This is a genomic window from Microbulbifer sp. CAU 1566 (assembly GCF_023156515.1).
Lineage (GTDB): Bacteria > Pseudomonadota > Gammaproteobacteria > Pseudomonadales > Cellvibrionaceae > Microbulbifer.
Window position 1 is genome coordinate 1119102 of record NZ_JALNMG010000001.1, and the last position, 21694, is coordinate 1140795.

Sequence of the window (21694 nt, forward strand, 5' to 3'; positions counted from 1 at the left end):
TCGTTTTTCAAGTTGCCGATCTCAAGTAGCCGAGATCAACAGGATACCAATAAGCACCCCGACCGCACCGGCAACGCGTACCAGGTTTTCATTACCGTGCACTATCCCAAGGACAAATTCCCGGGTGCGCTCATAGCCCGCCTGCAACGCATAAGCGCCGATGACGATCAGGAAAATCCCCAGCACATTGAACAGCGTGCCCCAGCTGCGGGTATCGGAAATCAGCAGGAACACTATACCGATGACCACTCGCGCCCAGGCGCCAAAATAAAACATCTGCGGGTTCATCCGCTCACCCATATCCCGCGCAATCTGCGGTTTGAGGATGATCAAAACCGACATCGCGGTAATTGCCACGCCTATCAACCAGACCAATGCTTTCATTGCCATTTCCTTCCGTTTGAAAATTTTACGCGTTAAAAATCGCCCCACTGGAACTGGAGCACCGACAGCGCCGCAACCGGTGCCGTTTCGGTGCGCAGTACCCTTGGCCCCAGGCGCAGCGGGTGAAACCCCTGCTGCATGGCCAGCTCGATTTCCTCTGCCGATAGCCCCCCTTCCGGGCCCACCAATAATAGCGCGGCATTCGGGCGACCGAGCTGCTGTTCCAGCTGTGCCAGTGAGGCATCGGTGCGGTGATGCAGCACCAGTTTCAGTGCGCTGGCATCCTTGGCCAATGCGAGGTACTGGGTCAGTTTCACCGGCTCCAGAATCTCCGGTACCCGGTTGCGCGCGCTCTGTTCGCAGGCACTGATGGCAATCTGCTGCCACTGCCCCAGCTTTTTCTGCAGCCGGTCGCCGGAGAGTTTTACCTCACAGCGCTCGGTAAACAGCGGTTGTATCGCGCTCACCCCCAGTTCGGTTGCTTTCTGGATGACCCAATCAAAGCGGTCACCGCGGGAGATGCCGATGGCCAAGGTGATGGCCAGCGGCGACTGCCGGTCGCCTTCGGCAAAGGCACCGATACTTACCCGCGCCTTCTTGCCGCTTTCCAGTAATTCCGCGGCGTATTCGCCGCCTTCACCGTCAAACAGAATCAACGGGCGGCCGGGGCCCAGGCGCAACACCTTGACCAGATGGCGCGATGCGGCTTCATCCAGTTGCACTTCAGTTTTACCCGCCAGTGGCTCGGCGGAAAAAATACGGGGGATACGCAAAGGTCGATCCTGGATACAGAATAAGAATTGCGTGAAGGGTAATACAGGAGGGAGGGAAGTTGTAGATTTGCGGCCACTGCCCTTTTTCAGGGGCAGTGGCCGCAGGCAAGTATCAGACCTTCTCGAAGCTGACTGGCAGCTCCTCGTTGATCTTGTCGCCCTTGACCTTAACTCGAAGCATTTCGATGATCTTGTACAGGTTCGGCACCAGCAGCAGGGTCACGAAAGTGGCGCAGAGAACGCCAAACGCCAGACTCACCACCATCGGGATCAGGAACTGCGCCTGAATTGAACGCTCGAACATGATCGGCACCAGGCCCACGAAAGTGGTAATGGACGTCAGGATAATCGGGCGGAAACGATCCCGGCCGGCCTGCACAACCGCTTCCATGACTTCGACGCCCTGGGCGCGCAGCTGGTTGATGCGGTCCATCAATACCAGGTTGTCGTTCACTACCACGCCCGCCGCCGCCAGGAAACCCAGCATCGACATGATGCTGATGTTATAGCCCATCAGCAGGTGCCCCAGAATCGCGCCGAAGAAGCCGAATGGCACCGCGGTCAGGATCAGCAGCGGCTGTGAATAGGAGCGGAACGCAATCGCCAGCAGCGCATAGATCACAAACAGCGACAGGATAAAGAAGGCGAGAATGGCGGAGCCAAACTCTTCCTCTTCCTGCATTTCACCGGCGGTCTTGAGGCTGAAACCGGGGAACTGGGACTCCCATTTTTTCAGGTTCTTTTCGCGCAACTCTTTCAGGATCTCGTGTGCCGGGGAAGTACCCGGAATCAGCTCCGCGGTAACCTGCACCGTGCGCTCACGGTCGTTGCGGCGGATGGTGGTGTAACCTGGCACGTAAACCGCTTCCGCCACCGCGCTGAAGGGAATCTCACCCTCGTTGGTGCGGATACGGATACGGTCGATCTGGTCTTCGTTGCCACGCTCTTCCTGCGGGTAGCGCACCATCACACGCACATCCTCGCGACCGCGGGGAATGCGCTGCACCTCTTCACCGAAGAAGCCCTGGCGCACCTGCTTGGCCACATCCGCCAAACCGATACCCATATTAGTGGCGTGGGGTTTGAGCTGGATTTCGATGTCACGACGGGCACTGATCAGGTTATCGCGCACGTCGTAAACGCCGGCAAAACTGTTCAGCTCCTTCTTCACCGCATCGGCGGCGCGGCGCATCTCGTCCATATCGCCAGAGGCGGTACTCAGGTTCAGGGACATACCCTTGCCACCATCGTTGATGGTGTGCTGGATATTCATTTCCTCGATGCTTGCAGGCAGTTCGCCAATGTACTCACGCCACTTGAGTGCCAGCTGTTCAGAGGTCACATCCCGGTGCTCGCCATCGGTCAGCTGCAGCAGCACGGTCACGTTGCCGCGCCACAGGAACACCATGGTGTTCTCGACAAAAGGTTCACCGCCATTCAGTGCCAGCATGTCCGGGTCTTTCGCCAGCTGCTCGCCAGCGCGCTCGAACTTCTCCATCACCCGCTTGGTCTCCTCGAAGGATTCCCCCTGGGCCATGGTGGTGCGCAGCTCCAGCAGGTCCGACGGCACTTCCGGAGAGAAGGCCTTGCCGACATAGCCGCCGCCAAACAGTGCGAAGGACAGGATCAGCGCCATAAAGAAGGTCATCACCGTGGCGCGGCTGTTACTGAGGGTTTTCTCCAGCAACGGCAGGTAGTACTTCTCACCGGCCAGGTGCATGGCGTTGGCAAACTTCGCACGTACCTGCTGCAGCTTGATGCCCATCGCTGACGTCGCCGGCTTCTCCGGCTTCAGCTTGACCAGGTGCGCCGGCAGAACCAGCAGCGACTCAATCAGGGAGAAGCTCAGGCACAGCAGCACCACCACCGGCAGTGACATCATCATCTGCGAGGTGTATCCGGGCAGAAACAGCATGGGCACGAAGAACACCATGGTGGACACCACCGCGAAGATCACCGGTGCCGACACCGTCTTGACCCCGGCCTCGGCGGCCTGGAGCCCGGTTTCCCCGCGGTCGTGGGCCGCGTGCACCGCCTCGCCGACAATGATGGCGTCATCCACGACTATCCCGAGGATCATCAGGAAGGCGAACAGCGACAGCATGTTCAGGGTGATGCCCGTGAGCGGCAGCAGCCAGAAGGCGCCCATAAACGCGGTAAAAATACCCACAGTTACCCACACCGCCAGCGCCGGGCGCAGGAACAGCATCAGCAACACAAATACCAGGATCAGACCGGTCACCGCATTCCAGAACAGCATGCTCATGCGGCTTTCATAGGCTTCCGAGAAATCGAACCAGGTTTTGAATTCCATCCCGGGAGGCAGGACTTCCTGGGTCTCCTTCATGAATTGGCGGATCGCCTCGGCAGTGGCCACCACGTCCAGCGGCTCGCCCTGCATCACCCGCAGGTTCATGGCCGGCTTGCCGTTAAAACGGATGACCGAACCCTCTTCCTCGAAACCGTCATTGATCTTGGCCACGTCGCCCAGCAGCAGCTGGGTGCCATCCTTGCGGCTCACCAGCGGAATGCGCGCGAAGTCATCGGCGGTATAAGCCTGGCCGCGGGTCTGCACCTGGATATCGCCGCGCTCGGAGCGCACACGCCCGGCGGGCAAGTCCAGGGAAGAGCGGCGCACCGCATTGGAGACATCGTCAAAAGAGAGGTTGTAGCGGCGCAGGTCGATTTCCGAGACCTCGATGGAGACCTCATCGGCGCGATCGCCCCAAACGTCAACGCGACGCACACCGGGCAACAGCATCAGCTTGTCACGCAGATCCAGTGCCGTGTCCTTGAGCTGGCGCGGGGAGACGGGACCGCCGATGGCGATCATCATCATCTGCTGTTCCCACTCTTCCAGCGCAATCACCGGGCGCTCGATATCCGCCGGGAAGGTGTTGATGGAGTCCACCTGCACCTTGATGTCGTTCAGCAGGCGCAGCTCGTCATAGCCGTCCACCGCCTGAATGCGCACGGTGCTGTTGCTGCGACTGGACCAGGAGTTGACCTCCTTGATGCCCTTCACCTCGGAGATCGCCTGCTCCACGCGCAGGGTGACCTGCTGCTCCACTTCCGCGGGGCCGGCGCCGGGGTAACTGATATTGATTCGGACCACGCCGGGGTTGATGGCCGGGAATACTTCCCGCCCCACATGAGAGATACCGAAGATGCCGCCAATGATGATCAGGATCATCAGCAGGTTGGCAGCCTTACTGTTGCGGACGAACCATCCGATGATGCCTTCCATAATCAGAAGGCTCCCTGTGCAGAAGCGGTGGAACCGGCGCTCTCCGCAGGCTCTTCAGACTCCGCCTCTTCCTTTTCACCCAGCATCAGCCCGGAGGGCTTGTCATTCAGCGGGTTGGGGGTCAGCACCATGCCCTCTCGGGAATAGCCCAGGCTGGAGATAACCACTTTTTCACCGGAATCGATATCACCGCGCAGCCAGACCTGTTCGCCCACCGCCTGCAGCAGCTTCACCTGTTTAAAGGCCAGCTGGTTCTCGTCGTTCAGCACCAGGATATGGTTGCCCTCGTGCAGCGCCTGGCGCGGCAACAGGGTAATGTCGTCATAGGTTTTGCCGGCGATCTGCGCCTCCACGAACATGCCGTTGATCAGCGGAGCTTCGCCCTGATAGGGGTTCTGTACCTGGGCAACCGCGTAAACGAAGCGGCTGTTGGGATCGATCGCAGCCTCGGTGCGCACTATCTGTCCACGCCACTCGCGCTCCTGTCCCGCCAGGTTCGCCGCTACACGCACCGCAGGGCCATTTTCAATGGCGCGGCCGAGGGGCAGTTCCAGCAGTGACAACTGGTGATCGGTCAGGGGCAGGCGCACTTCCGCGACACCGACACTGTGGATACGGGCGAGTTTGGTACCCGGGGTCACGTACTGGCCGATATCGACCAGGGTTTCCACCACACGACCGGCAAACGGCGCCTTCACCGCAGTGCGGTCCAGGTCCAGTTTGGCCTGGTCGCGGTCGGCCTTGGCCGCAGCCAGTGCCGCACTGGCCGCGGCCAGCTGCGGCTTGCGCAGGAACAGGGCATTGGCTTTTTCCGTGCCCAGGTCGCGCCACTCGCGCTTGGCCTGCTTGGAAACCCCCTCTTCCTGGGCGAGCGCAGCGGCAGCGCTGGCAACCTGGGACTCGGTGCGGGTGAGCGCGTGGCGGTAGTCCGCGGCTTCGATCTGGATCAGGGAATCGCCCTTCTGGAAAAAGCCACCGGGGACAAAGGCATCATTCACGCTTTCGATGACACCACCCACGCGGGCCACCACTTCAATTTCGTGGCGCGCATGTACCGAACCCTGGCTCGGCACCAGCAGGGTGTGGCGACCAGGCTCCGCATAGAGGACATCCGCCACCGGCGGCACCACTACCTCCGCTTCTTTTTCCTCTGGCTTTGGCGCCATCAGAATCACAGCGGCTATAACAGCCACCCCTGCGAGCACAACGACCCCTAAAACTTTGTTTTTCCCAGTGCTTTTGTTCGCGCTTTTATTAGAAAGATTCACAGACGCTTCCATTGATCAAAATTTAACTAGTTACGCATTCTACTGGAGTCTGACGAGATTGAAACTGTCCTCGGATGCAGGCTGTCGCAACTAAGTGCACTTGACCGCAAACGGGCTCTGTGAGCAATTTCCCGGGCGCGAAAATCGCTGCTCTGTCAATCTTGGTAGACGCCGCCCCATGGCCCATAATGGCCGCCGTTTTTAGCATCGGTCGCCTTCACTGTTTGGCCAGACGGTTGGACACACATTGATCGAAGCCATTCATTTCGTTTCGCTGCTACCGGTGAATACTGCGCCTATATTTTCCGCAGCCCACCGGCCATAGACTCATCGAGGATGTAAATAACAAGATGTTGGATATCAACGCCCGTATTGCCGAAGAACTGAACGTGCGCCCCCAACAGGTGGCCGCTGCCGTAGGACTGCTGGATGAAGGCGCCACCGTACCGTTTATCTCCCGCTACCGGAAAGAGGTCACCGGCGAACTGGACGACTCCCAGCTGCGTACCCTGGAAGACCGCCTGCGCTACCTGCGCGAGATGGAAGAGCGCCGCGCCGCCATCCTCAAAAGCATCGACGAGCAGGGCAAACTTACGCCGGAACTGGCCACCCAGATCAATGCCGCCGATACCAAGAACCGCCTCGAAGACCTCTACCTCCCCTACAAGCCCAAGCGCCGCACCAAAGGCCAGATCGCCATCGAAGCGGGCCTGGAACCACTGGCCGACGCCCTCTACGCCGACCCGACCCTGAACCCGGAAGAGGAAGCGCAGAAGTACCTCAACAGCGACAACGAAGACCCCGCGCTGCACGTCAAAGACATCAAGGGCGCGCTGGACGGAGCCAAGTTCATCCTGATGGAGCGCTTCGCCGAAGACGCCGAGCTGCTGGGCAAGCTGCGCGACTATTTACAGCGCGAAGGCCAGGTGAAATCCAAGCTGCTGGACGGTAAGGAAGAGGAAGGCGCAAAATTCCGCGACTACTTCGAATACGCCGAACCCTTCTCCAAGGTACCGAGCCACCGCGCCCTGGCGATCTTCCGCGGCCGCAACGAAGGTATTCTCGCCATCAACCTGGGGCTTGAGGGCGATGAAGAACGCACTCCAGCACAGGGGCACCCCTGCGAGACCATGATCGCCCGCCACGTGGAGATCGAAGACCATGGCCGCGCCGCCGACAAATGGCTGGGCGAAGTGGTGCGCTGGACCTGGCGTATCAAACTGCTGACCAGCCTGGAAACCGACCTGCTGGGCCAGCTGCGGGAAATGGCGGAAGAAGAGGCTATCAAGGTGTTCTCCCGCAACCTGAAAGACCTGCTGCTGGCGGCCCCAGCCGGCCAGAAGGCCACCATCGGCCTCGACCCGGGCCTGCGTACCGGGGTGAAAGTGGCCGTGGTGGACGCCACCGGCAAGGTGCTGGACCACACCGCCATCTACCCCACGCCGCCGCAGAACCGCATCCAGGAATCCGCCGCGATCATCGCAGCCTTCTGCAACAAGTACGACGTGGGCCTGATCGCCATCGGCAACGGCACCGCCAGCCGTGAAACCGACAAATTCGTCGGCGACACCATCAAGCAGTACAAGCTCACCGCGCAGAAAGTGATGGTGAACGAGGCCGGCGCCTCCGTGTACTCCGCCTCCGAATTCGCCGCGCGCGAATTCCCGGATCTGGACGTGACCATCCGCGGTGCCATCTCCATCGCCCGTCGCCTGCAAGACCCGCTGGCCGAACTGGTGAAGATCGATCCCAAATCCATCGGTGTGGGCCAGTACCAGCACGACGTTTCCCAGTCCCAGCTGGCGCGCTCCCTGGACGCGGTGGTGGAAGACTGTGTAAACGGCGTCGGCGCAGAGCTGAACTCCGCCTCCGCACCGCTGCTGGCGCGGGTGTCCGGTCTCAGCCAGTCCATCGCCAACAACATCGTCAGCTACCGCGACCAGAACGGTGCCTTCAAAAACCGCGCGCAACTGAAAGAAGTGCCGCGCCTCGGGCCCAAGGCGTTTGAACAGGCCGCGGGCTTCCTGCGTATCAACAACGGCGAAGATCCACTGGATAAATCCGGCGTGCACCCGGAATCCTATATCGTGGTGAAACGCATCGCGGAGAAAAACGGCCGCGAGATCAACGGCCTGATCGGCGACTCCGGCTTCCTGCGCAAGCTGAACCCGGCGGACTACACCGATGAAAAATTCGGCCTGCCCACGGTAAAAGACATCATCGCCGAACTGGAAAAGCCCGGCCGCGACCCACGCCCGGAATTCCGCACCGCCAAGTTCGAAGAGGGCGTGGAAGAGATCAAGGACCTGCGCCCGGGCATGGTGCTGGAAGGCACCGTCACCAACGTCACCAACTTCGGTGCGTTTGTGGATATCGGTGTGCACCAGGACGGCCTGGTACACATCTCTGCGCTGTCCGAGAAGTTCGTCAAAGACCCGCACGAAGTGGTCAAGGCGAATGACATCGTCAAGGTGAAGGTGATGGAAGTGGACGTAGCGCGCAAGCGTATCGGCCTGTCCATGCGCATGAGTGACGAGCCCGGTGAACAGAGCAGCGGCGGCGTCAAGAAAGGCGACCACCGCGAAACCAGACAAGCCCAGCGCCACAACAGCCGCAGCCGCCAGCAGCAAAGCGCTGGCAACGGCGGCCGCGGCAGCATGGGTGACCTGCTGGCGGCAGCGATGAAGGGCAAGAAATAAGCCTTTCATTCGCTGAATCAAAAAGGGGCGGCCAATGGTCGCCCCTTTTTTTGCCTGAAATTAATTCTGCACTTACTGCTTTTGCCGATTTCTAGCCGACAACAACAAACGGAATCTCGACCTTCGGTGGATCCTGCCCCGATGCACCAGCACAAATTCCCTGGATCACCAGCAGCATCCAGCCGGCTCTCACCCCCCGTACCTTGCTGTCCGATCCCCTGATATCCACCAGTTCAGAATCTTCGTACAGACTGACCGTCAGCGGCGCCGCCGGCACAAACCGGTTTTGCGTATCGAAAGCGCGTACGACCAGTTGTTTAGGCTCCCAGGTCTCCCCCACACGCACCCGGACTTCGCCGGGCTCTACTTCCATATGCGCGATAGGCGAGGATTTTTCACAGGCTTCCGGCCCGGTGTAGAGGGTGTACATACGCCAGCCGGCTTCAATGGTGGCGTCCTCGGTAACTGAACTGCGGCCCTCGGCAAGCATCCCGGCCCAGCCCGACAGACTCCATATACAGGTGCCAATACACAAAATTGTGCGCAACATACCTACCCCGGAAAAATGAAATTCGGTGAGAGCTTAGCAGGCGTTACCAGCCTCCGCGGCAATCAATCCCTTCCGTTACCAACCTGAAATTCGGGGCCCGGGTTACACAAAAAGTGCATCGGTTTTCCCAGCACCGGGTGTTCAAACCCCAGCTCCTGGGCATGTAGCAAAAGACGCGGCGCGGCCGCGAGTGCCTCCGGGTGCGCATAGAAGGGGTCGCCGAGAATCGGGTGGCCGATGGACTGCATATGTACCCGCAACTGGTGTGAACGGCCGGTAACTGGTGTCAGCAGGAGCAGGCTGGTTTTTCCGTCGCTGTCGAGTTTCTGCCAGCGGGTGAGCGACGGTTTGCCGGACTCGAAACAGACCTTCTGCCGAGGCCGGTTGGGCCAGTCGCAGATCAGTGGCAGGTCCACTTCTCCCGTATCCGCCGCAGGCTCACCCCACACTCGCGCCAGATAGCTTTTTTCCACTTCGCGGTCCTGGAACAGCCTGCTCAACTGGCGGTGTATCTCGGCGCCCCGCGCCATCACCACCAGCCCCGAGGTATCCATATCCAGGCGGTGTACGATCAGCGCATCGGGATATTCCGCCTGGGCGCGGCTGGCGAGGCTGTCTTTGTGCGCGGGATCGCGTCCGGGGACAGTGAGCAGGCCGCTGGGCTTGTCCAGCACCAGTAACTGCGCATCGCAGTAGACGGTATCGAGCCACGGATCGAGAGGGGGTTGGTAGGGACGCACACAGGCTCCGGAAATGTTCAGGTAACAGCGGCAGGGCTCAGTCCCGCAGCTCGAATTGATAGATATCGGATTGGTAGGATTCGCGCTGGGTGAATAGCAGCCAGTTTTTCTCCGGTACGTAACTGAAATCGCCAAGGCGCTCCACCGCACCGCGCGGCACCAGCGCCAGTCCGCTGGTTTTCCCGGTGCGCAAATCCAGCTTCATTACCCGGCTGTGAATTCCTGAACTCTGCTGGAAGAACACCTGGTCCCGGTACAGGTCCCAGTTAAATTGCGTGGGGAAGGCATCCGCGGTTAATAGCTGCCGCACATTGTCGAGTCCCGCGGCCTCCAGGTCCATATCGCCCTGCCACAGACCGCCATCACTGCGGGCAAATAACAAGCGGCCGCTTCCGTGAGGTAACAGTTTCACCATTGGAATATCGCTCAGGGCGTGACCACCCCCAGCGGCCGGGTCGAAGCGGAAGCCGAGGTATTCGCCTCCGGTGGAAACCGCGGCGTAGAGATGGGCGTCGTCCTCGGACCAGACCGGGCGGCTGAAATTATAAAAGCCACTGCTGCTGACCCCGGGGACAATCTGACGCACTTCACGGGTCGCAAAATCCAGCACCATCAGCTGGTTACCGGCGGCAGAGTGGTCGGCCGCGACAAAGGCGATACGGTCGCCGGCGTGAGACCAGCGCGGTGTCATCACCTCGCCGTTGAGGTTGGTTATTTTCTCGCGGTGGCTGCCGTCCAGCTGACTCGCCCAGAGCTCCATCGCTCCGGACTCATTGGAACAGAACACCAGTTTGCCCTGCGCCTGGGAATAGTGTGCGTTGCGCTGGCTGAAGTTGGCCTGCAGCAGGGGGATGGCCGCACGCAGGTCACTCCCCAGGTCCAGATAGCCGATGTACTTGTCGGTGTTGCCCAGGCTATACACGTAACGATTGCTGCCGGGTACCTGACTCAGGCTGCTGATGCCAGGCAGCGCCAGCTGTGTCGCCTCGCCGCTGTCGAGGTCCACCATACGCACCACGCGCTTGCCGGCAATCTTGCTGGCATAGACGATGCGCCCATCCTGCTTGCCCCACCCCAGGCTCTTGATATCGCTCTCACCGCGGGTGATACGGCGCTCTTCGCCGCTGTCCAGATCCCGCACATAGATATCTTCGGACAGCAGGTCCATCCGCCGGCTGAACGCCAGGCTTTTGCCATCGCCGGAAAAGGCGATATCGCGATCCTCATACTTGCAGGAATCGCCACAGGAAATGCGTCGCTCGGGATGTGCGGGATCTTTGACGTCAACCAAGTAGATGCCGCTGTTGAATATTCCGGGCTCGGTCTTGTTGACGGCCAGGAAGTCGCCGGAGGGGTGGATAGCAATATGCGTATTCAGGTCGTACTGACAGTCAGTAATGCGGCTGCGTGACAGCGTCGCCAGGTCCAGGTACTTCACCGCGCAACGCTGTTGCTGGCGATCCCGCTCGATATAGTAAATGCCCTCGCCCCCGGGCGCCCACACCGGACTGTGCTCGCTTTGCTCGGTGTGGGTCAGCTGTTTCGGGGGGCCCCCACCGGCGAGTGGACGCAGGTAGAGATCCGCATCCTGGTTCGGCCGCGCCCAGGTAAACGCCAGTTGCTGGCGATTCCAGTCCACCGCCGGGGTAAATTCGCTGCCGGGATAATTGGTCAATCGCTCGTTGCTTAGCACCATGTCCCGAGGTGATGCGCTCAACAGGGCCACCAACAACGCCACGGCCAGCAGCGCCACCGCGACGACCGCCCCTCCAATTATCCAGCGGCGGCGTGAATTACCGGAAGCCGCCGCGGGTTGATCCGGGTCCGCCACCCTGAGCAGCGGCTCAACTGCCAGGCGATAGCCGTGTCCGCGCTTGGTCACAATGTACTGGGTATCGGGGTCGATATCCGCCAGTGCCTTGCGAATATGCCAGATGGCATTGTTGATGGCCTTGTCGCCGACAAAATGATTGCCATCCCACACCTGCTGGATCAGCTGCTGGCGGGTGACCCAGTTGGGGTAGTGCTCGACCAGGCATTGGAGCACATCGAAGTATTTTTTCTGGGACAGATCCAGGCGCGTATCGCCGTGCGATACGCTCTGCTCCGCGAGATCGACGCGGACCTCGCCAATGTCGTATTCCGGCTTACCGGTCACCGGTTTACTCCCCTGAAATCCAACACGATTTCCCCACCCAAACCATCAATTCTGGCCCGAAATTATACCGCAGACGCCCTGATAGAAAATGCGACCACAGCCCTCAACGGCCCGTAACTCATTGATTTCAATAAAAAAGAGTTTAAAAGATATTCGCCAGACACTTTCCGACCTGCCCTCGCTTGCGACCGCTTCGCCCCCTCTCGTACAAAAGGTTCCACGCCGCAACGCCGGCGAATAATAACCACACAACAAGCTTCGGAGGGACACAATTTGAACGCGAACAAACTCGCACTGGCCATAGGGATCGGCATCGGCTCCATGAGTGCTGTGCCCGGCCTCGCCGCCATGCAGCAGGAGCCAAGCACAGGGGCAAGCGAACCCCTGATGGAACGGGTTGAAGTCACCGGCTCCCGCATCAAGCGCATCGACCTCGAAGGGGTAGCGCCGGTACAGGTCATTTCTGCCGTCGATATCGAGGCCAGCGGCCTCACTTCCATCACCGACGTATTGCAGACTTCCACCGCCAACTCCGGGGTCAACTTCAGTGCCGACGGCTCCTACGTGGAGAGCGCCAGCTCCGTCAACCTGCGCGGCATGGGGGTCAACCGCACCCTGATCCTGATCAACGGCCGCCGCCAGGCCTCCTTCCCCACCGCTTACGGCGGCTCCACCAACTTTACCGATGTCTCCGATATTCCCGCCAGCGCGGTCGAGCGTATCGAAATCCTGACCGGTGGCGCCTCGGCAATTTACGGTTCCGACGCCATCGGCGGCGTGGTGAACATTATTCTCAAGAAAGGCTACGAGGGCACCGAGTTCGACGCCCGCTACACGGCCCCGGAGCAGGGCGGTAACAAACAGGTAGAACTGTCGTTTACCCAGGGCTTCACCACCGAAAAATCCAACACCATGGTGATGGTGGAGTACAAGCAGGTGGAGGAGCTGCTCAACCGCGACCGCGACTTCCTGTATTCACCCCGCTACTACAACGACGATGACGGCGACCTGGCCTGGGGCAACGGCCCCGACAATCTCGATGCCCCGTCCAGCACCGCGGCCTATCTGCGGGACTACGACGAGGTGTTCCACGCATCCTCGAGAAATTACGCCAGCGAAGCCCTGTGTGACGACATTCTCGCCGGCGGTGCGGTCTATCTGCCCGACCAGTCCTACCGCTGCTATTACGACAGCGACGCCACCGAAGGCGTGTTGCCCGCCGATGAGCGGATCAACCTGGTGATCAACACCGAATACCAGCTCAACGACCTGTGGAACCTGTTCGGCAGCCTGCAGAGTTCCTACAAGACCTCCGATCGCTTCAAGACCGACAAGGGCATCGGCGAAGACATCTACATGGATGCCGCCGATGGTCGCCTGGCCTATACCACCGAGGGCATGGACGATTACCACCGCTTCCAGATCCGCCGCCGGTTTGCGGACTTCCCCGGCCAGCGCATGTACGAATCCACGGTACAGAAGTACGCGGTAACTGCCGGTGCCTCCGGAACCCTGTTTGGCGAGTACGACCTGGACATCTCCTGGTCATCGGCGCTAAACCTGTACGACCGCAACAAATACCACATGGTCAACGGCGCTGCGCTGCTGGACAACATCACCCTCGATCCCAACGACACCAGCGACAAGTGGTACCCGCTGGACAAATTGACCGATGCCCAGGCTGCGCGCCTGATGGATGTGTCGGTTACGGACTCCGAAGCCACCATGAACCAGTTCCAGGCAGTGCTCTCCGGGGATCTGATGGAAGGGTTTGCCGGCCCCATCGCCTTCGCCACATCCTTCGAGTGGGCCAGCGAAAGTTACGACGACTCTCAGGATGAAGACACCCGCACCGGCGGCCTGCTCGGCCAGGGCGGTACCAATGGTGGCGGTGACCGCCAGCGCAGTGCGCTGTCCGCGGAATTGCTGATCCCCCTCCTGGATACCGCCAGCGGCCAGTCCCTGGAATTATCCACAGCGGCCCGCTACGACCACTACAACGACGATTCCGATGTGGGCGGCGCCTTCACCCCACAGGTGGGCCTGACCTATCACCCCACCGAAGACCTGTTGCTGCGCGGCAGCTGGGGCAAAAGCTTCCGCGCCCCGGATATGCACCGACTGTACGCCGGTGAAACCCTGGGCTTCGGCTCCACCAACCTGACCCTGGCCAGCGGCGAGGTGATCGAAGACGACTACGACTCCTGGTCGGCCGGCAATATGGCACTGGAGGAAGAAAAAGGGGACTACTGGAACCTGGGGCTGGTATGGACACCCACCGACAGTATCGAAATGACCCTGGATGTGTGGGAAATCGAACTGCGTGGCGCCGTACGCAGCGTAAGCACCAATGAAGTGCTCGAAGACCCCAATTACAACCTGACCGGGCAATACGCCAGCTGTAACCAGTTCAGCGGACTGGGTTACATCAATATCGTCGACGACGGTGTCGAGAACCTGCTGTGCATGCGCAAGGGCCCGATCAACGCCGCCTTTGAATCCACCCGCGGCGTGGACGCGCGCTTCAGCAAGGAGTTCGAGCTGGGCGATCTCGGCATTCTGGATTTCTCCGTGGAGACCTCCTACATCGCCGAAAAGCTGTATCAGGAATATGCCGGCGGCGACGTGGAAGATGCTACCCAGCTCCACTACACCCCGAAGCTCAAGGCCAACAGCTCCGTGAGCTGGCGCCGGGACAACTACAGCCTCAACCTGACCTACTTCTATACCGGAGAAGCGCAGGGTGAAGACTATTTTGAGTACCCGGACGGCAGTGAGGCGCTGGCCAGTGACACACTGGCGGCTTACAAAACCCTGAATGTAAACGCCAGCTACGAATTCCCCTGGGAAGGTAAGGTGACACTGGGTGTAAACAATGCAACGGATGAAATGCCGCCGCTGTTTCACCGCTACAGCACCCTGCGCAACGACTTCCCCTACCACGCCGACTGGCTGGGGTACGACGTCATTGGTCGCACGGTTTACCTGCGTTACAAGCAGACCCTGTAAACAAATCAGGCACCTGGGCTGACCCGGTGCCGGCATCCTCTCTCTTTGCACTCTGGCGCTAACTGGGTCCAGGCGATGGCCCAGCTTATCCAGAGTGCTTTTTTCGGCACTCGAGATTTACGGAGCCGCCTATGAAACTCAAGACCTTGCCCCTGGTACCGTGTCTGCTGCTGGGCCTCGCTAGCCAGGCGCTTTCCACACAAACACTTTCCACGCAGACACCTTTTACCCAGTCACAGCCGCGCAATATCATTTTCATGATTGGCGACGGCATGGGCCCCGCCTACACCTCAGGATACCGCTACTTCAAGGATGACCCGCGAACACCGGCAGTAGACACCACCGTGTTTGATCGCCTGCTGGTGGGTACCGCCAGTACCTACCCGGATGACGACACCTATGTTACCGACTCGGCGGCTTCCGCCACCGCGCTGGCCACCGGTGTCAAATCCTACAACGGTGCCATCGGCATTGACGCCGCACACAAGCCGCTGGAATCCCTGCTCAAGCGGGCAAAACAACTGGGCAAAGATACCGCGCTGGTGGTGACATCCGAGTTGAATCACGCCACCCCGGCCAGTTTCGTGGCCCACAACGAGTCCCGCGGCAACAAGGACGACATTGCCAATGACTTTATCGATATCCGCATTAATCAGCGCCCGGTGGTGGACCTGTTACTCGGCGGTGGGCAACAGTATTTTCAGCGGCAGGATCGCAATATTCTGCAGGAATTTGAGCGGCTGGATTACCAAAGCGCCATCGAATTCGACGCGCTGAACAGCCTCACCCGGCTACCCGCGATTGGCCTGTTTGCCAGTAAAGGGCTTGAACGCGCCATCGATAGCGCCAATCCACACCGGCTGTCCGTATTGACCGGCCACGCCCTGAATTTGCTGCAGAACAATAGAAATCCAGCCGGTTTTTTTATGATGATCGAAGGCAGCCAGATCGACTGGTGCGGCCACGCCAACGACATTGCCTGCGCCATGCATGAAATGGACGATTTTGCCCACAGTATCGAACTGGTGGAAAAATTCATAGAGAACAACCCCGACACCCTGCTGGTGGTGACCGCCGACCATTCCACCGGGGGATTGAGCCTGGCCGCCAACAAACGCTATATCTGGAACACCGACATCGTTGCACAACAAAAGCAGAGTCTCGGTAAATTTACCGAGCAGCTGGATAAGGACACCGATATTGCAGCGCGCTGGTCGCAAAACTTTGGCTACACACTGGAACCGCAGGATCAGGAGCGATTACGCAAAGCCCTGGATAAAAGCCAGGAAGACGAACATAACCTGTATGACACCGTCGTCGAGATCAGCAGCCGCTACTCAAACACCGGCTGGACCACCCGCGGCCACGACGCGGTGGATGTGCAGGTATTTGCTGCCGGCAAAGGGCATGATCGTTTCCGTGGATTTCAGGACAACACCGACATCAGCAAAACCCTGTTCGAGTTGCTGGGTAGCAAATCCGGCTGATGTTATCGGGATGGCATCAACTCAAGCAGATGCGAGCGCCGCCGGCCATAAATACATGCTGGCCCGCTTGTGCAGGATGTTCAGCGCAAACGGCTCCGCGCAGGGGGCCTGCGCGATGCCATAGCACACATGCAGCGGCAATAAATGCTCTTCCCGCGGATGACAGAAACGCGCGCCGGGTGCACTGGACCAGTGCACCAGACGCTCCGCCCGCTCGGCTTCCGTAAGTGCGGCACTGGTACAGGTCTCATGCAGCCATTGCTCGAAGGCGCTATTCAGACGGCGGGATTCATCGGTTTCGGCGGCAAAAAAAGCCTTCATATTGTGAAACGAGAATCCGGAACCGAGCACCAGCAGGTTTTCCCACTCGAGCCCTCGCAACGCAGCGCCAATCGCCAGGTGCTCTGAGGCATTCAGGTTGCTCTTGAGCGACAACTGTACACAGGGAATATCCGCCTGTGGAAAGAGGAGTTTCAGCGGTACAAATAAACCGTGATCAAAGCCCCGGCTACTATCTTTTCGCGCCTCGATACCGGACTGCGACAGGGCGTCATAAACCGCCTGCGCCAGTGCCGGCTCCCCGGGTGCCGGATACTCGATGGAATAAGACTCGTCAGGAAACCCGTAGTAGTCATAAATCAACGGGGGATGACTGGCGAAAGTAATACTGGGCTGACTTTCCTCCCAGTGGGCGCTGATAACCAGGATGGCCGAAGGTTTGCGCAGGCGGCCAGCGATCTGCTGTAAACAGGTCACCATTTCTCCGTGCCCCGGATCGCCCAGCAACGGTAGAGGGCCACCACCGTGGGAGACAAACAAGACTTCCGGCTGCGCACTTGGAGTCGGCATCCGCATTCCCTCTGAATCAAAGATTTCGGGAACTATTCTAGCCGATGTGTGACAGGGACTGACGGATAGGCGCTGGAATCGATACCGACCGGTTTTCCGAACGCGCCACAAACACATGGGTAAAACTGCCGCTGGCCGCGGCTTCTGCTGCCCCCGAAAGGAAAATGCCCACCCGGTATACCACCGAACTGCTCCCCAACTTCTCTACCCGGATACCCGCTTCCAGCTGCTGAGGGTAGGCAATTGGGGCGCGGTAGTCGCAGCTGGAATTGACCACAAAGGCCACGATGTCGCTGTTGTGGATATCCAGTCCACCCTCCTCGATCAGGTAACGGTTTACCGCGCTGTCGAAGTAGCTGTAATAAATCACGTTATTCACATGGCCGTATATATCGTTGTCGTGCCAGCGGGTGGTAATGGGATAGAACACCCGGTAGTGCTCCCGGGCAAAGTGCGCACTTGCGTTAGCTTGCTGTGACATTTTTTCTCTTTGTGTTTATTGCCGTTAAGCCGTTAAAAGGCCGCGCGGTAAATCGCCAGTGCGTCCTGCTCGGTAACGGCGCGGGGGTTGTTGACCAGCAGGCGCTGCTGCTGCATCGCGTCCGCCGCCAGTCGCGCAAGACTCTCCTCGGTAACCCCGCAATCCCGCAGACGACTGGGCAGGCCCAGCTCGGCAATCAGGTTTTCCAGCCAGCACACCAGCGCTTCCGCCTGTACCTCCGCCGACCCGCTCGCAGCGTCGCGTCCCATAATACAGGGCGCCAGTTCGGCATAGAGTGCCGCGGCCTGCGGCGCATTGAAGCGCAGCACATGGGGCAGTACCAGGGAATTGCTGAGGCCGTGGGGAATATGGAAGTGCCCCCCGAGCGGGTAGGCCAGTGCATGCACTGCGGCCACCGGTGCATTGGCAAAGGCCTGGCCGGCGTAGAGCGCCCCCAACAGCATATGGCTGCGGGCCTCAAGATTGCTGCCGGTGTGGGTTGCGGCGGCAATATTCTCGGACAACAGACGCAGCCCCTCGCGGGCGAGCATATCGGAAACCGGGTTCTTTTTGTGCGCACTGGTGTAGGCCTCGATGGCATGCACAATGGCATCCACACCGGTGGCAGCGGTCACTGCTGGTGGCAACCCCAACGTCAGCCTGGCGTCCAGCAATGCGGTATCCGGTTGCAGCAGTGGCGAGACGATACCGGCCTTGGTGGTTTCGCCGGTGGTAACGATGGAAATGGGGGTCACTTCCGAGCCGGTGCCGGCAGTTGTGGGTATCTGCAACAGAGGCAGGCGCGGGCCGAGTACATTGCCGACGCCGTAGAGCTCGTCGAGGGACTGACGGCAATCCGGGTGCGCCAGCACCGCCACCAGCTTGGCCACATCCATGGAACTGCCACCGCCGAAGCCCACCACCATATCTGCTGCCAGCGCGCGGGCCGCGTGCACCGCGGCCTCCACCGTGGCCGTTTTCGGGTCCGCTTCCACCCGGTCAAATATCCCCAGGCGCAGGTCGGTGCAGTCAAACCCGGGCAGCACCTCGTCCAGCAGTCCGGCATTGACGATACCCGCATCCGTCACCAGCAGAACCCGATGAGCACCGGCAGACCGGCAGTGATCCGCCAACTTCTCTGCGGCACCTGCTTCACAGATGATGGTTTTGGTGGTGGAGAAGGTAAAATTCTGCATAGGGCCCCCGTATTTCAGAGGACCATTGAACGGCGCAGCGTCAGGCTTGGCCATTACCTCCCACTTCTACCTCCCACTTCGGATGGGGAAAGCAGACTTAAAAGTTTTGGCCCCGTAATACCGCTTTAATATTCCGGCGCGAGAGGGATCAGGCGGGCGTTAAAAAGCCCCTCAACAGACGCTCGATCATTTTGCGGTTATCGAGGCCAGTGAAACCCAGACTACTGACCCGGGAAAACTCCAGATGCTGGACTACTGCCAGCAATAAACGGCCGTCCACATCTGCCTGCCCGGAATCAAAGGGCATACAAAAACGCAGTGAAAGTGCCTGCAGTGACAGCGTATATTCCAGTACCTCATCGTAGACGGGTTCAGGCAGGAATTGTTGGAACAGGAACTGGCTTTCGATCTTAAGCTGGCGGCTGCGGGCGTCCTGCGCGTCATTGAAGAACTCTTCAATCAGGCTACACACACCCTGGAGGTATTGCTCAATATCAATCCCAGACTTCCCATCAGCGGCACTCTCACATCGGGACAATAGTGCCTGCTGCTTCTGCTCGAGATCACCTAGCACCGGAGTCATGCCCTCTCGGAAAGATCGGAATGCCGCGAGTAACAGGTTGTCGAACGTCTGGAAATAATAGGTCGTCATCGCCAGCTGCACGCCGGCGGCTTTGGCAATAGTGCGGTGAGAAAGGGAAGCCAGCCCCTGATCGGCGATCAGGTTCAAGGTTGCATCAAGGATTTTTGCCTTGGCAGCCTCGCGTTTTTCGGCTTTTTTATTCGCTGGTGCCGGTTTGGCCACTGGCTCCTTGCGGAGAGTGCCATTTGTGGTCGCCATGGGTGTTGCCTCGGGGAATTTTGGACTAGGTCAAAATACGGGCGGCAACCCTATACAAAGGTCAAATGCTGGTCAATCGCCCAAACAGGAGAAACCCGCCACTAGTGACTATTTTCCAAGTCCTTTTGCCACACGGCTTCAATGCCTCACGCCTCCAGCTGCTGGTCTGATTTTTCAGACACCTCTACTTCGGATTTGATCCCCGAATTATTTGCGGATTTCCCCCCAAAAATACGCATCATCAGCGCACCGCCGCGTTTCCAGCCCAGCAGGCTTTGCGCCGTGACCAATCCCGCGAACAGAGCGCCGGCAACGCCACAACTCATAATGTCCTGCCCTGTCAGGTACAAACCCTTGATGCGGGTTTTCGGGCGCAGCCAGTTGCGGGTAAAGCGCGCCGGGTCGTGATCCAGCCCGTAGATTTCGCCACGCTGATATTCACAGAAATAGCGGGTGGAAAGCGGCGTGGATAATTCACTGTAATCAATCTGTCCGCGCAGTTGCGGGAAGTGCCGGTATAAATGTTCCAGCAACCGTTCACTGAACTGCTGTTTCAGGGCCTCGTACTCGTCACCGCGCTTGCCCCAGGCTTCCCCTTTCCAGTGTTCGAACCAGGCAAACTTGGCCGGTGCCACTATTTCGATGGTGGCCCGGCCCGGGTAGCGCTGCTCGAAACTGGGGTCCTTGGCTGACGGAAAGGAGATATACACCAGCGGAATCTCCGCCTGTGGATTCTCCAGGTAGGTCGCAAAGTCGCCCTCGTAATCGGCGCTGGGATAAAGCCAGTAATTGGTTTTCGGCAGCCCCAGTTCCGCCGCCGTTTTCTGCAACCCGATGTACAGGCACAGGTGGCTCATGGAGGGTCTGACCTCGCGCAAGTGACCCAGATACCCCGCCGCATCAGCCGCACTTTGCGGCAGCAGCTTTTCGAAGGTATTGAAGACACCAGCATTGGAGATCACCGCCGGCGCCAGAATTTCAGTGCCATCCGCCATACGCACACCGGTTACCCGCTTGCCATCCAGCAACAGGGTATCCACCCGCGCATAGGTAAACACCTCACCACCGGATTTCTGGATCTGGGGAATGATCGTTTCGGCAAATTGACTGGAACCGCCAATCGGGTAATAGCCACCATGAAGATAGTGTTTGGCGATCAGCGCGTGAATGATGAAGCTGCCGGACTGCGGCGTCATCCCGTTATCGCCCCACTGCCCGGTGAGCACCGCGATTAACTCTTCGTTGTCCGTCAATTCACGCAATACGTCGTAGGTGGTTTTATTGAGGTAAGCGGGCCAGCGAATTTTTTTGTACAGATTGAGAACAGGAGAGCACCAGCGGGGCAGCAACTTCTCCAGGGTGATCAGCGGCATGGCCGCGGCGACCGCCATTACCCGCTGCAGATACGCTTCAATGGCTTGCTGCTCACCGGGAAAACGTCGGGACAGTTCCGTCACAAACGCCTGGCGCCCCGCCACCAGATCGTACTGGTTGTCGCCGAGGCAGATCCGATCGTAGGTACTGTCCATGGGCGCCCACTGCAGACGACCACCGGAAATAAAATCGAACAACCTGCGGGTCATGGTCGGATGCTCGCCCACATCACCGATGTAGTGCACCCCCACATCCCACTCGTAGCCGTGGCGATCGTAGGCATGGGTAAAACCGCCAGCGGTGTAGTGCTGCTCCAGCACCAGAACCTTCTTGCCCTGGTCACTGAGCAGTGCCGCAGTGGTGAGACCGCCGATTCCAGAGCCAATCACGATGGCATCGTAGGGACCGTCGAGTCGCCCCGCTCTATAGCGGCGGCCAATGCGCAAACGGCCCGGTTGCGGGCTGACGCCCTGGGAAGATTTGGACCCGGTCATGAGCAGCCTCCAACGAATACTTTTTTATTGTGTCTTTATATAGCGTCGTTATTCAGCCACCTTAGCCCTCACCAGCAGGTTATGCAATCAATTGCATATGCGTTCATCAATGAGGATCCGCAGCCAGCCATCGGCTGGCCCGCG

The 21694-nt window shown here is 59.4% G+C and carries 15 protein-coding genes; 3 read left to right on the forward strand and 12 right to left on the reverse strand.

All coding sequences use genetic code 11. From position 1 onward, the window contains the following. Window positions 1–21: 21 nt before the first annotated feature. From M0G74_RS04690 to M0G74_RS04705, 4 genes are all read right to left on the reverse strand, one after another. A complete protein-coding gene (locus tag M0G74_RS04690; RefSeq protein ID WP_160152212.1) occupies window positions 22–384 on the reverse strand; it encodes a hypothetical protein in 363 nt (120 codons plus the stop codon). A 32-nt stretch (window positions 385–416) separates the two neighbouring features. Next, on the reverse strand, window positions 417–1157 hold the full coding sequence (locus M0G74_RS04695; protein WP_248215108.1) for a 16S rRNA (uracil(1498)-N(3))-methyltransferase: 741 nt from the start codon (window positions 1155–1157) through the stop codon (window positions 417–419). Window positions 1158–1269: 112 nt separating this feature from the next. Next, window positions 1270–4404: an efflux RND transporter permease subunit gene (locus M0G74_RS04700; RefSeq protein WP_248215110.1), complete on the reverse strand. Its 3135-nt coding sequence runs from the start codon at window positions 4402–4404 to the stop codon at window positions 1270–1272. A 2-nt stretch (window positions 4405–4406) separates the two neighbouring features. Continuing rightward, entirely contained in the window at window positions 4407–5570 is a 1164-nt protein-coding gene (locus M0G74_RS04705; protein ID WP_248215111.1) for an efflux RND transporter periplasmic adaptor subunit, read from the reverse strand. Window positions 5571–6022: 452 nt separating this feature from the next. Here M0G74_RS04705 and M0G74_RS04710 point away from each other — a divergent pair, with 452 nt between their 5' ends. Then, entirely contained in the window at window positions 6023–8371 is a 2349-nt protein-coding gene (locus tag M0G74_RS04710; RefSeq protein WP_248215113.1) for a Tex family protein, read from the forward strand. A 91-nt stretch (window positions 8372–8462) separates the two neighbouring features. On the opposite strand, the gene M0G74_RS04715 is transcribed toward M0G74_RS04710, so the two are convergent. The 3 genes from M0G74_RS04715 to M0G74_RS04725 all read right to left on the reverse strand — a co-directional run bounded on the left by M0G74_RS04715 (window position 8463) and on the right by M0G74_RS04725 (window position 11819). Further along, complete coding sequence (locus tag M0G74_RS04715; RefSeq protein ID WP_248215115.1) at window positions 8463–8921, reverse strand: hypothetical protein; 459 nt, start codon at window positions 8919–8921, stop codon at window positions 8463–8465. 62 nt (window positions 8922–8983) lie between these two features. After that, complete coding sequence (locus tag M0G74_RS04720) at window positions 8984–9661, reverse strand: pseudouridine synthase (RefSeq protein WP_248215117.1); 678 nt, start codon at window positions 9659–9661, stop codon at window positions 8984–8986. A gap of 37 nt (window positions 9662–9698) precedes the next feature. Further along, window positions 9699–11819 carry a winged helix-turn-helix domain-containing protein gene (locus tag M0G74_RS04725; RefSeq protein WP_248215119.1) on the reverse strand — a complete coding sequence of 707 codons (2121 nt, stop codon included), beginning with the start codon at window positions 11817–11819 and terminating at the stop codon, window positions 9699–9701. Window positions 11820–12092: 273 nt separating this feature from the next. Here M0G74_RS04725 and M0G74_RS04730 point away from each other — a divergent pair, with 273 nt between their 5' ends. Together M0G74_RS04730 and M0G74_RS04735 are read left to right on the forward strand one after the other, a co-directional pair. After that, a complete protein-coding gene (locus tag M0G74_RS04730; RefSeq protein ID WP_160152197.1) occupies window positions 12093–14828 on the forward strand; it encodes a TonB-dependent receptor in 2736 nt (911 codons plus the stop codon). Between the two features lie 131 nt (window positions 14829–14959). Further along, complete coding sequence (locus M0G74_RS04735; RefSeq protein WP_248215122.1) at window positions 14960–16315, forward strand: alkaline phosphatase; 1356 nt, start codon at window positions 14960–14962, stop codon at window positions 16313–16315. A 21-nt stretch (window positions 16316–16336) separates the two neighbouring features. Here the strand turns inward: M0G74_RS04735 and M0G74_RS04740 are convergent, their stop codons facing one another. The 5 genes from M0G74_RS04740 to M0G74_RS04760 form a co-directional block, all read right to left on the reverse strand. Beyond that, window positions 16337–17164: a class III extradiol ring-cleavage dioxygenase gene (locus tag M0G74_RS04740; RefSeq protein WP_248215124.1), complete on the reverse strand. Its 828-nt coding sequence runs from the start codon at window positions 17162–17164 to the stop codon at window positions 16337–16339. 37 nt (window positions 17165–17201) lie between these two features. Beyond that, complete coding sequence (locus M0G74_RS04745) at window positions 17202–17645, reverse strand: thioesterase family protein (protein WP_248215126.1); 444 nt, start codon at window positions 17643–17645, stop codon at window positions 17202–17204. A 32-nt stretch (window positions 17646–17677) separates the two neighbouring features. Then, window positions 17678–18895, reverse strand: coding sequence for an iron-containing alcohol dehydrogenase (locus tag M0G74_RS04750; RefSeq protein ID WP_348983685.1), 1218 nt, complete (start codon window positions 18893–18895; stop codon window positions 17678–17680). Window positions 18896–18989: 94 nt separating this feature from the next. Then, window positions 18990–19682, reverse strand: a complete 693-nt coding sequence (locus tag M0G74_RS04755) for a TetR family transcriptional regulator (RefSeq protein WP_248215128.1) — start codon at window positions 19680–19682, stop codon at window positions 18990–18992. 146 nt (window positions 19683–19828) lie between these two features. Beyond that, entirely contained in the window at window positions 19829–21550 is a 1722-nt protein-coding gene (locus M0G74_RS04760) for an NAD(P)/FAD-dependent oxidoreductase (protein WP_248215131.1), read from the reverse strand. Between the last annotated feature and the right edge of the window lie 144 nt (window positions 21551–21694).